This window comes from Desulfatiferula olefinivorans (assembly GCF_054657895.1).
In genome coordinates, this window is the sequence record NZ_BAAHXV010000012.1 from 97,254 (window position 1) to 108,842 (window position 11,589).

The following is an 11,589-nucleotide window of genomic DNA, read 5'->3' on the forward strand; positions in this document are numbered from 1 at the left end:
TTTTTTTGACGAATCATTTCGGCTTGCGCCGCCTGACGGCCTCGAGCCAGGCGGCCTGCTCCTTCTGATACTCGTCTTCGCTCTGATGCTTGTTGTGGCATCGATCATCCTCGAGAAGCTCCGACAATGCCTTGTTTTTTAAACGGGTTCCGCATTCAGTGAGCATCCGGATCAATTTGTCCAGACGTTCATTTCTTTCTTTTTCATCGCTGTTTTTCATGGTATGACAATCATAATTTCAAGGTTTATCCCAATAACCGCAACCCATGCTCCACAGATGCCACCAACGGGGACCTGTATGATGCGATTGTGTTCCATCATAGCACAAGCGGCCATGATTGTCCTCTTTCTCGCCGCCTCCGGTTCAAGGGTCGTCGAGGCGGACACAGGCCTTGCCGAAAAGCACAAGGCCCGGGGAAACATTTTCTACAGCCAGCGCAAACTCACCCAGGCCGTCGAGGCTTTCTCCAGCGCCATCGCCGAAGACCCCGACTATCAGGCCGCCTACTACAACCGGGGCCTGGTCTACTACGATCTTCAGCTTTATTACAAGGCCATCGTCGACTTCGACATGGTGCTGATGATGACCCCCGATGATCGGGATGCCTATCTGGCCCGGGGTTTGTGCTACAGCAAGGTCAACAAACTGCAGCTGGCCCTCCAGGACCTGGACCGGGCCGCCGAACTGGGCAACCGACAGGCCAAACGCATTCTTGAAAGCGGTGAGCTGACCCGGCGGCTGGAACTTTCGCGAAGCAAACAACGAAAAATAAACGCCCTCATCAACGAGACCCCCAGTGAAACGAACCGGACGTCGGAAATCATCGCCGTGGGCAATGAATTCGGCGGCAACACCGTCATGACCACCTACGGCAAGGGCGACCCGCTCTACGAAGGCCCGGAGGGGCTGTTCAAGCAAATGGATTATTTCGACGCCGGCGACCGCCTCCGAAAAACGGAACTGCTTCACACGGTCCCCTTCATCGCCGGTCACGACCGGAACATGACCCGGATCGTGTATGACGAGCGGGGACGCATCCTGCGCAAGGAATTTACCTACACGGGCAGGATGCTCAACCACACCGGCATCCAGTACTTCAACGACAGGGGCGTCCTCACCCGGGAAGTGATTCTCGACAAACACGGCAAGGAAGTCTCCGTCAAAACCGTGCCCTGATCACAGCGCCGATTCGATTTCCTCAGAAACCCGTCTGGCCGCGTCCACCGGATCACGGGCATCCCGGATCGGCCGGCCGATGACCAGGTAATCCGATCCGTTGGCAATGGCCTGGGCCGGGGTGGTCACCCGCTTCTGGTCATCCCCGCCGACGGTCTCCCACATGGGACGGATTCCCGGCGTCACCGTCAAAAAATCAGAACCGCAGGCCTCTTTGATCATCGGCACCTCAAGTCCCGAACACACCACCCCGGCGCATCCGGCGGCCCGGGCGTCTCCGGCTCGCTTGACGATCAGCGAGGCCATCTGCCGGGCGTAAATGTCCTGATACCCCGACCGGGCAATGTCATCGGCGCTCACGCTGGTCAGCACCGTCACCCCGAGAATCCGGGTTTTGGCTCCCCCGCCGCGCACCGCCGCCTCGAGCATGGACAGACTTTCGCCGCAGTGGACCGTGGTAAAGTCGACCCCCAGATCACCGACCACCCGGGCGGCCCGTTCGACCGTGGCCGGGATGTCATGGAGCTTTAAATCCAGAAAAACCCCGGCATCACCGGTGTCATGGATGAATTTGACAATATCCGGCCCGATGGTGATGAACAGTTCGAGTCCCACCTTGAACAGGCCGATCTCCCCGGCCAACAGCCGGATGTAGCGACGGGCCTCGTCGAAGGTGGACACATCCAGGGGAAACATAATGTAATCTTTGGCTTTTTTCATGCAGTCCTCTCCGTTTGAACGCCGGGGCCGAACCCGGCTGAGTTTCGTGAAAAATACCTCATATCCCCCGTCAGATAAAGGGGCTTTTTTATTTTTCACAATCCGGCTTAGTCGTTGAATCCTTCCGGACGTTTATGGTATAGTCGTTAAAAATTCGACCTGTCCGCCGCGCCTTGATGATTGACCCATACGAGATTCCCAGCCCATGGCACCGATTCATCTGAAAAAAATGCACGTCCCGTCAGGTTCCTTTGCCTGTGACCGGGTCGGAGCCGTTCTGTTCCAGGCATTCCTAAGTTCCTGCGTGGGCGTTTCGGCCTATGACCCCGTCCATGGAATCGGCGGCCTGGCCCATTTCCTCCTGCCCGAACCCGTCAGCCGCTGCCGGGAGGGAGACGAGGACAAATACGCCTCAACCGGCCTGCCCCGATTCCTCGACGCCCTGTACGCCATGGGGGCGTCCAAAGACAACCTGCGCATCTGCATCGCCGGAGGCGCTTTTTCAGGATTACTGAGCCGTCAGGACATCCATCTGGATATCGGCGGCCGGACGGCCGAAACGGTCAGAACCATCCTGGCGGAAGAAAAAATCCGGGTGGACCGGTCCGAAACCGGCGGTTTTTTCACCTGCTGCCTGAGTCTCAACATGCTCGACGGAACCGTGGACATCAGCCCTTCGTACACGGGGGGGGAACTGGACGAATCGCCCCTTGCCCCCGGTCCCGACGACCTTGAAACGATCATGGACGCCATTCAGCCCATTCCCCAGATCGCCCTTAAAATTCTCCGGATGATCAGCGAGGACGTCGACCACCTCTCGGACCTGGCCCAGGAAGTCAAAAAAGACCAGGTGATCAGCGGCCAGGTGCTCAAGTATTGCAACGCCGCCGTCTTTTCCGGAAAACGGGGGATCGATTCCATTGACGACGCCCTTCTGATCATCGGCCGGAACCACCTTTACCGGATCGTGACCACCGTGGCGGTGAAAAACCTTTTTATCAGCCACAACCAGGGCTACTCGCTGGTCAAGGGAGGCCTGTACCATCATGCCATCGGGGTTGCGCTCATCGCCGAGAAACTGGCCGAAAAAAACAAACGGGGACTGCCCTTTTCCGCCTACACCGCCGGACTGCTCCACGATATCGGAAAAATCGTCCTCGACCAGTTCGTCGCCCGGTTCGTTCCGTTTTTCTACAGAGACTTCAAGCAGCCCGCAAACACCATGATCATGCTCGAAGACAAATATCTCAACACCAACCACACCCGCATCGGTCTCACCCTGGCTCAAAAATGGTCCCTGCCCGACAGCGTCACACAGGCCATCGCCTTTCATCACCACCCCGAGAGAACCGGCGAACCCATGCCGATCACGGACATTGTCAGCCTGGCCAACCTGCTGTTCCACATGTTCAGCTCAGGTCCCCAACTCAACCGGATCGACATGAGCCATTTCAATCTTCTGCTCGACCGGAACGGGTTTTCCGTCCTGGATTTCCCCGAAATCGTGGACATGATCCCGTTGGATGCGCTGACCAACCCGGAGATGATCCTGTCCGGCCGAAACGACAGTCCGCTTCGCTCCGCCAACAAATCTGTTTCCAGAACAGTTCCGTCATGATAAGACATGGAGGTTTGTCAACGAGGGGGCCGAGCCCCGATACCCCTTGAGGTTCCGTTCCGACCCTGGGCGGACGGATCCCTGAATCAATCAAGTGAGACTATGTCCATCACACCCGAACAGCAACAGAGACTGAAAAACCTTCCCGGCGTGGACACCATGCTGGATCGCCTGTCCGGCCGGTTCGACACCGACGTCGTCCCCCGGCGCGTGGTGGTCGAGTCCGTCCGAAACACCATCGACGATCTCCGATCCGCCATCTTGAAAAACGATGCCGCGCTCAGCGATGACGACCTGACCGACGAAGCCCTGACCCGGCGCATCGAAGGCCTTGTCGATAAACGCATGACCCTGAACCTCAAACGCACGATCAACGCCACCGGCGTCGTGATCCATACCAATCTGGGCCGCTCGCTCCTGGCCGGAGAAGCCCTGGCCCACGTCCGTCAGGTCGGCGACCGCTATTCCAATCTGGAGCTGAACCTCGATACGGGCAAACGGGGCCTGCGCTACAGCGTGGTCGAAGACCTGTTGTGCGACATCACCGGAGCCGAAGCGGGGATGGTCGTCAACAACAACGCCGCCGCCGTTCTCCTCTGCCTGGACACCCTGGCCGGCGGCCGGGAAGTGATTGTCTCCCGTGGGGAACTGGTTGAGATCGGCGGATCGTTTCGCATTCCCGACGTCATGGAAAAAAGCGGGGGCATCCTCAAGGAAGTGGGCACCACCAACCGGACCCATGCGGCCGATTACACCGCCGCCATCAGTGAGGCCACCGCTCTTCTGCTCAAGGTCCACACCAGCAACTACAGCATTCAGGGCTTCACCGCCAGTGTCTCCCTGGCCGATCTGGTGGCCATGGGCCGAAGCCGTGGCATTCCGGTCATGGAAGACTTAGGCAGCGGCACCTTCGTGGATTTTTCAAAATACGGCCTGACCAAGGAACCCACCGTCCAGGAATCGGTCGCCGCGGACTGCGACATCGTCACCTTCAGCGGAGACAAGCTGCTGGGGGGCCCCCAGGCGGGAATCATCCTCGGGAAAAAAAACCTGATCGAACGCATCCGGAAAAATCCTCTGACCCGGGCGCTGCGCATCGACAAGATGACCCTTGCCGCCCTGGAAAGCACCCTCCGTCTCTATCGGGACGAGGAAAAAGCCGTCCGCCTGATTCCCACCCTCCGCATGCTGACCATGACCAAGGAGGCAACCCGCGTCATGGCTGAAACCGTGGCCCGGGCCATTTCGGACATCGGTGATCCCAGGGTCAAAACAGAGTTCATGGACCTTGCGTCCCGGGCCGGGGGCGGTTCCCTGCCGCTGCTCGACCTGCCCAGCACCTGTTTGGGACTCTCCGTCAGCGGCCTGTCCGCCCGGGAACTCGAAGAACGACTCCGGGCCGGCCGGCCGCCGGTGATCGCCCGCATCGAAAACGACCGTCTGATCTTAGATCCCAGAACCCTTCAGGACGACGAACCCGAACTGATCCAACACGCGCTCGCCCACATCCTAGGAGCCTGATGTCATGAAAACCCGCGTCCTCAAAACCCTTGACGAGACCCTGGCGGTGCTGAAAGCCGGGGTCACCGGCAACGCCGACAGGCTGGTCCGCATTGCCGAAACCCTGGCCGCCTGCCTGACCTCCGGCCATAAAATCCTGATCTTCGGCAACGGGGGCAGCGCAGCGGACGCCCAGCATCTGGCCGCCGAATTCGTCAACCGGTTCCAGGTCGAACGCATCCCCCTGGCGGCCCTGGCCCTGACCACGGACAGCTCGGTTCTGACAAGCATCGGCAACGACTATCACTTTGACGACGTGTTTTCCAAACAGATCGCCGCCCTGGGCCGCCCCGGGGATCTGGCCTGGGGCATCAGCACCAGCGGCAATTCGAAAAACGTGGTCAAGGCCATGGAACTGGCCCGTCAAAACGATCTTCTGACCCTGGGCATGATCGGCCGGGGCGGTCGTCTGGCCGACCTCTGCGATATGACGCTTCCGGTCGATTCAACCGTGACGGCCCGGATTCAGGAGTGCCACATCACCATGGGACACATCCTCTGCGATCTGGTGGACCGCATTCTCTTTCCCCAGGCATTTTCCCGTTAAACGGGTTGCTTTTATCCCAAGGAATGATTATTATCTCGCCACGCAACGCCTGATCCGGTCAGGTGTTTTTTTACATACGCGATCTCCCGGTTTATCCGGGAGGCGGAACAGCCGGCCCTGTCCATTCAGGCGCCGCCAGCGAGGTGAGCATGCCGATTTACGAATACACCTGTGAGGATTGCAGCACATCCTTTGAATATCTGGTCATGGGCGGAAAAGGCCCGGACGCCTGCCCGAAATGCAAGGGGAAAAAGGTCAAACAGATGATCTCCGCCTGCGGGTTCGTCAGCAAAAACAGCAGCGGCCAGACCACGGGCTCCTCTGCCTCGGCCTCGTCCTGCACCGGTTGCACGGCCTCAAGCTGCGCGGGGTGCCGTTAAGATGGGCGCCGCACTGAAAATCGGAACCCGGGGCAGCAAGCTGGCCCAGTGGCAGGCCTATTGGGTCAAAGATGAAATTCTGAAAAACAACCCGGATCTGACCGTCGACATCGTCATCATCAAAACCAAGGGCGACAAGATCCTGGACGTGCCCCTGGCCAAGGTGGGGGGCAAGGGGCTGTTCGTCAAGGAAATCGAAGAAGCCCTGCTCTCCGGCGCCATTGACCTGGCCGTTCACAGCATGAAGGACATGCCCGCAGCCATTCCCCCGGGCCTGACCATCGCGGCCGTTCCGATGCGTGAAAATCCCCAGGACGTCCTGATTTCAGCTCAGGGACATACGCTCGACACCCTTCCCGCAGGCGCCCGGGTGGGAACCAGCAGCCTCCGCCGCAGTTCCCAGATTCTCCACGCCCGGCCTGATGCGGTTATCATTCCCCTCCGGGGCAACATCGACACGCGCCTGAAAAAACTCGACGACGGCGAGTTCGATGCCATTGTCCTGGCGGCTGCCGGCGTGCTCAGACTGGGCTACGACAACCGGATCACCCAGATTCTGGACGATACCCGGATGCTTCCCGCCGTGGGCCAGGGTGCCCTGTGCGTTGAGATCCGTGAAAACGACCCACGGGTCAAGGCCCTGGTCGATCCCTTGAACCATGCTGTCACCGAGCAGGGGGTCACCGCTGAGAGGGCGTTCCTCCACCGGCTGGAAGGCAGCTGCCAGGTCCCCGTGGCGGCCCATGCCGTCATCGCGGGCGACACCCTGTCCATCACCGGTCTCGTGGCGGATCTGGACGGATCACGGGTCTTCAAAGACAGCCTGTCCGGCCCCTGCGATCAGAGCGCGGCCCTGGGCGTCACCCTCGCCGAAACCCTCCTTGCCCGGGGGGCGAACCACATCCTCGATCAGTTGAAAGAAAAGGCCCATGAAAACGACAACCGGTAAAGTATATCTGGTGGGAGCCGGTCCGGGGGACCCCGGGCTGATCACCGTCAAAGGAAAAGAATGCATTGAAAAGGCGGATGTGATCGTCTACGACTACCTGGCTTCGCCGGCCCTGCTCGGCCATGCCCCGGACGGGGTCGACATGATCTATGTGGGCAAAAAGGGCGGGGATCACACCCTGTCCCAGGACGGCATCAACGCCCTTCTGGTGGCAAAGGCCGGGGAAGGAAAGGTGGTCACCCGGCTCAAAGGCGGCGATCCGTTTATTTTCGGCCGGGGCGGTGAGGAAGCCGAGGTTCTGGTCGAGGCGGGCATTCCCTTCGAGGTGGTTCCCGGCGTTACGTCGGCCATCGCGGCCCCCGCCTATGCAGGCATCCCCCTGACCCACCGGAAATTCACCGCCACCCTGTCCCTGGTCACCGGCCATGAGGATCCGGAAAAGGAATCCTCCAACATCGACTGGCCCGCCGTCTCTAAATCGGGCACCCTGGTGTTCTTCATGGGGGTCAAAAACCTGCCGATGATCGTCGAGCGCCTGATCGCCTGCGGCAAGCCCCAGGATACCCCCGTGGCCCTGGTCCGGTGGGGAACCACGGCCCGCCAGCAAACCGTCACCGGAACCCTTGACACCATTGTGGAACGGGTCCGTCAGGCCGGGCTCAAGTCCCCGTCGATCATCGTGGTCGGCCAGGTGGTGTCGCTGCGCGACACCATGCAGTGGTTCGAAAACAGGCCTCTGTTCGGCAAAAGCATCGTGGTGACCCGGGCCCGCAAACAGGCCAGCGATCTGGTGAAAAGCCTGTCCGATCTGGGTGCGGCCTGTATCGAGGCGCCCTCGATCCGCGTGACGGACGCCCCGGATACCGGCCCCATGGACAACGCCATCGAAGAGATCTCAAGCTATGACTGGCTGGTGTTCACCAGTGTCAACGGCGTGCATTTCTTTTTCGAGCGCCTGTTCGCCTTAGGTTACGATGTCCGGCGCCTGCACACCGTCAAAACCGCCTGCATCGGCCCGGCCACGGCCCGGCGTCTCCGGGATTTCGGTCTGAACACGGACATCATGCCCGACACCTACCGGGCCGAGTCGGTGGTCGAAGCGTTTGAACACCAGGCCGTAAACGGCCGTCGGATTCTGATCCCCAGGGCTCTTGAAGCCCGTCCGATTCTGCCCGAGGAACTCCGGAAAATGGGGGCCCGGGTCAACGAAGTCGCGGCCTATCAGACCCTGGAGGTCCGGGACCAGGCCGACAGCCTGCTCGACCGGCTCCGCAGCGGCGACATCGACGCGGTCACCTTTACCAGCTCGTCAACGGTCCGGAATTTTGCTGCCCTGCTTCCCCCGGACGAAACCGCCGATCTGATGAAAAACGTCACGGTGGCCTGCATCGGCCCCATCACGGCCGACACGGCCCGGAGCCTGGGCTTCCATGTGTCTGTCTGTGCGGACAACTACACCATTCCGGGCCTTGTCGATGCGATTCTTGCGTATTACCAGTCCGCTTGAGGGGGTGTGTTTTTGTGAACGACAAGGCCCATGGGACACTGGTCGACCGGTACAACCGGACCCTGAACTACCTTCGGATTTCGGTCACGGACAAATGCAACCTCAGGTGTATCTACTGCGTCTCCCATGAGCCGTATCCCAAGCTCAGCCACAGTGACATTCTGCGTTATGAAGAAATTCTCCGCCTCGTCCGGGTGGGCGTCCGGCTCGGCATCAACAAGATCCGCGTGACCGGCGGTGAACCGCTGGTCCGCCGGGGCATCACGGATTTTCTTGAACGGCTGACCGCCGTCCCCGGGCTTGACGATGTCTCCCTGACCACCAACGGCATCCTGCTCTCAGACCATCTTTCGCAGATCCGCCGGGCGGGCATCACACGCCTGAACATCAGCCTGGATTCCATGAAACCCGAACGATTCCGGGCCATCACCGGCCACGACGGGTTTGACCGGGTCTGGGCCGCGATCATGCAGGCCCTTGACATGGGCTTTTCACCGATCAAAATCAATGTGGTGGCCCTCCCCGGCATCAACGAGGACGAACTGGCCGATTTCGCCCGGCTGACCCTGACCCTGCCCCTCCATGTACGCTTCATCGAATACATGCCCATCGGCCATCCCGAGCTCGATCCGCGCCGGAATCTTTTGACGCCCGATATCCGAAACATCATCGAAACGGTGGGTCCCCTCGACCCGGTGGTTTCCGACAGACTGGACGGGCCGGCCCGGCGTTTCCGCATCCGGGGGGCGCTTGGTGAGGTGGGGTTGATCAGTCCGGTCAGCGACCATTTCTGCAAAACCTGCAACCGGATCAGGTTGACGGCCGACGGCCGCCTGAGACTGTGCCTGCTTTCGGACGAGACCCTTTCCATCGCGCCGGTGCTTCGAAGCGGAGCCGACGACGAGGCACTGGCGGCCCTGTTCCGGACCGCCGCCCGGATCAAGCATGAGAAACACGCCCTGGGCCAGGGCACGGCCCCGGGGCCCCATGACGTCATGGCCTCCATCGGCGGCTGACCGGGCCTCAGGGGGCAAGAAATCTGCCGTCGTTCTCAAGGGCGGCAACGGCATCCTCCATGGTCGTGACCACCATGGTTTTCTCGCCCGCCTGGAAATAGGTCTCGAACAAACGGGCCATCTTCGCCTTCGGGTTGCTCACCAGACGCACCGTCCGGTTCACGCCGGCCTGAACCAGATGGTAACGGGCCTTCCGCAGATGAAACACCGTCTTCATATCCGTGATCGCCGAAAGATTCCGAATATCGTTGATCACGTCGAACCCCTTCTCAGCCTGTTCAAGCACCTCGATCAGGGCATTGGACGCCTGTTTGCCGCTTTTGTAATCAAAAACCCCCTTGAGCGTGATGATCAATCGCCGGGCTTTCATGTCATAGGCCACCTGCCACTGGGCTTTTCCCAGGGCGCCTTCTTTCGACGCGGGGGGTTTCTTCTTCTCGAGATCCTTGACATAGCGGGCAAGCTCGGCCATCTCGTGCTCAAGGCGGCAGATTTCACGCACAAGGACGGGAACCATCACCTGCAGCTCGCTGAGGTCGACGATGGGGGCCCGGGTTTTCTTCCGGTATTTCTTTTTCAGATCCTCAATATCGAATTCCATCATGGCACCAGACAGCCCGGCATCGGGCGAGGGATAAGACAAACGGTATCATTACCGGATACCCAAGGGATTGGAGCGGCTGGAAATGGAAAGACTTCCGGCAGCACGCCTGTGTCAGCCGTTTTTTAAAGCGGGATGATTATAGCCAATGCGCATCGGAGAGTCAATTCCGAAAGCGCCGGAGGACGGGGCGGAACGGTGTGAGATCGATGGAGACCAACGCCAAATCCGGAAACATGAAATGACAATGGACCGGGGAGGGACTATCCCTCCCCGGCCTTTTTTTTAACCGACCTCGTCGGTCAGCATGCGGCCCAGCGTCCGGTCCTTGTCACGCCAGAGGGTATTGACCCAGTTCTGAAAGCCGTCCCGGAAACGCTCGTCTTCGAAGTAATCGCCGATGATGGTCTCGTTTACGGGGATCAGCTCCACATTGACCTTGACATGACGGACCTGGCCGCACAGAAACTGCCAGAAGGTCTTGGGACCGTCGGGATAGGCAATGGTCACATTGACGATGCCGGTGACCATCGAGCCCATGGAACCCAGAATAAAGGCGATGCCCCCGGCCTTGGGCTTGAGCAGATTGGAGTAGGGCGATTGCTGCCGTCTGTGTTTTTCAGGGGTAAACCGGGTGCCTTCCATGAAATTCACGATGGAGACGGGAATGGTCTTGAACTTTTCGCAGGCTTTGCGGGTGATTTCAATATCCTTGCCGCGCAGGTGGGGATACTTTTCCAGAAAACTTCGGGAATAGCGTTTCATGAACGGAAAATCCAGGGCCCACCAGGCCAGCCCCATCAGAGGCACCCAGATCAGTTCCTGTTTCAGAAAAAACTTGAGAAAGGGTATACGCCGGAGAAGCAGCTTCTGGAGAATCAGGATATCCACCCAGGACTGATGATTGGAGACCACCACATACCAGTCTTTCTTGGAAAGGGCCTCGAGTCCCGTGGCCTCGATTTTGATCTTGTGCATCAGCCGGATGTTGAAATTATTGAAATCCACCCAGCAGGTGGCAATGAAGTCGATGACCAGCCGTGAAAGATACTGCCAGAATTTAAACGGAATGAGCAGTTTCGACAGGGACATGACCAGAAGCGGTCCGATCCAGAACACGGTATTGACGGTAAACAGCAGCAGGGAAAATACGGCACGAACCGGCCCCGGCAAAAACGAAAGCATAACAACCCCCTCTTTGTGAGACATGACAAACCCGGTCGACGCGGCAATTCGGGCGATGCCCGTCCGGCTCACCTGCCGTCACCGCGATCGGCCTCAAAACGCCTCAAATTTTAAGCAAATCTTATACCATGACGCCCTAATTGTCGGCAAGCCGGACAATCCCCCTCATTTTTCAAGCAATCATGGCTTACCCCGCTCCGGGGGAAAGGCAGGACACAGTCAATCATTGTCTGCCGCTATACATAATATGTCACCCCGCCCCCAGGGTCTCTCCCGGGTGCTCCGCCGGTGCTCTACGGCGGATAACTGCCAAATAATACACGCCGATC

The 11,589-nt window shown here is 59.4% G+C and carries 12 protein-coding genes; 8 read left to right on the forward strand and 4 right to left on the reverse strand.

All coding sequences use genetic code 11. The features are described 5' to 3' along the window. Window positions 1-13: 13 nt before the first annotated feature. Window positions 14-220: a hypothetical protein gene (locus ACYQ11_RS10815; RefSeq protein ID WP_459923795.1), complete on the reverse strand. Its 207-nt coding sequence runs from the start codon at window positions 218-220 to the stop codon at window positions 14-16. Window positions 221-298: 78 nt separating this feature from the next. Here ACYQ11_RS10815 and ACYQ11_RS10820 point away from each other — a divergent pair, with 78 nt between their 5' ends. Continuing rightward, window positions 299-1,177, forward strand: coding sequence for a tetratricopeptide repeat protein (locus ACYQ11_RS10820; RefSeq protein WP_459923796.1), 879 nt, complete (start codon window positions 299-301; stop codon window positions 1,175-1,177). Here the strand turns inward: ACYQ11_RS10820 and pyrF are convergent, their stop codons facing one another. Next, on the reverse strand, window positions 1,178-1,897 hold the full coding sequence (pyrF, locus tag ACYQ11_RS10825; protein ID WP_459923797.1) for an orotidine-5'-phosphate decarboxylase: 720 nt from the start codon (window positions 1,895-1,897) through the stop codon (window positions 1,178-1,180). A gap of 205 nt (window positions 1,898-2,102) precedes the next feature. On the opposite strand from pyrF, the gene ACYQ11_RS10830 reads away from it, so the two are divergent. From ACYQ11_RS10830 to moaA, 7 genes are all read left to right on the forward strand, one after another. After that, entirely contained in the window at window positions 2,103-3,515 is a 1,413-nt protein-coding gene (locus ACYQ11_RS10830; protein ID WP_459923798.1) for an HDOD domain-containing protein, read from the forward strand. A gap of 102 nt (window positions 3,516-3,617) precedes the next feature. Continuing rightward, complete coding sequence (selA, locus tag ACYQ11_RS10835; protein WP_459923799.1) at window positions 3,618-5,036, forward strand: L-seryl-tRNA(Sec) selenium transferase; 1,419 nt, start codon at window positions 3,618-3,620, stop codon at window positions 5,034-5,036. Window positions 5,037-5,040: 4 nt separating this feature from the next. Then, the gene (locus ACYQ11_RS10840) at window positions 5,041-5,622 is read left to right on the forward strand and encodes a D-sedoheptulose-7-phosphate isomerase (RefSeq protein ID WP_459923800.1); all 582 of its coding nucleotides are present in this window, start codon (window positions 5,041-5,043) and stop codon (window positions 5,620-5,622) included. A 149-nt stretch (window positions 5,623-5,771) separates the two neighbouring features. Continuing rightward, on the forward strand, window positions 5,772-6,002 hold the full coding sequence (locus ACYQ11_RS10845; RefSeq protein ID WP_459923801.1) for an FmdB family zinc ribbon protein: 231 nt from the start codon (window positions 5,772-5,774) through the stop codon (window positions 6,000-6,002). Window position 6,003: 1 nt separating this feature from the next. Further along, a complete protein-coding gene (hemC, locus tag ACYQ11_RS10850) occupies window positions 6,004-6,951 on the forward strand; it encodes a hydroxymethylbilane synthase (RefSeq protein WP_459923802.1) in 948 nt (315 codons plus the stop codon). Further along, window positions 6,932-8,458, forward strand: a complete 1,527-nt coding sequence (gene cobA, locus ACYQ11_RS10855; protein ID WP_459923803.1) for a uroporphyrinogen-III C-methyltransferase — start codon at window positions 6,932-6,934, stop codon at window positions 8,456-8,458. The genes hemC and cobA overlap by 20 nt, the downstream gene beginning before the upstream one ends. A gap of 14 nt (window positions 8,459-8,472) precedes the next feature. After that, window positions 8,473-9,474 carry a GTP 3',8-cyclase MoaA gene (gene moaA, locus ACYQ11_RS10860; protein WP_459923804.1) on the forward strand — a complete coding sequence of 334 codons (1,002 nt, stop codon included), beginning with the start codon at window positions 8,473-8,475 and terminating at the stop codon, window positions 9,472-9,474. Window positions 9,475-9,481: 7 nt separating this feature from the next. Here the strand turns inward: moaA and ACYQ11_RS10865 are convergent, their stop codons facing one another. Both ACYQ11_RS10865 and ACYQ11_RS10870 read right to left on the reverse strand, forming a co-directional pair. Continuing rightward, complete coding sequence (locus ACYQ11_RS10865; RefSeq protein WP_459923805.1) at window positions 9,482-10,117, reverse strand: hypothetical protein; 636 nt, start codon at window positions 10,115-10,117, stop codon at window positions 9,482-9,484. Between the two features lie 243 nt (window positions 10,118-10,360). Continuing rightward, the gene (locus ACYQ11_RS10870; RefSeq protein ID WP_459923806.1) at window positions 10,361-11,260 is read right to left on the reverse strand and encodes a 1-acylglycerol-3-phosphate O-acyltransferase, YihG family; all 900 of its coding nucleotides are present in this window, start codon (window positions 11,258-11,260) and stop codon (window positions 10,361-10,363) included. Between the last annotated feature and the right edge of the window lie 329 nt (window positions 11,261-11,589).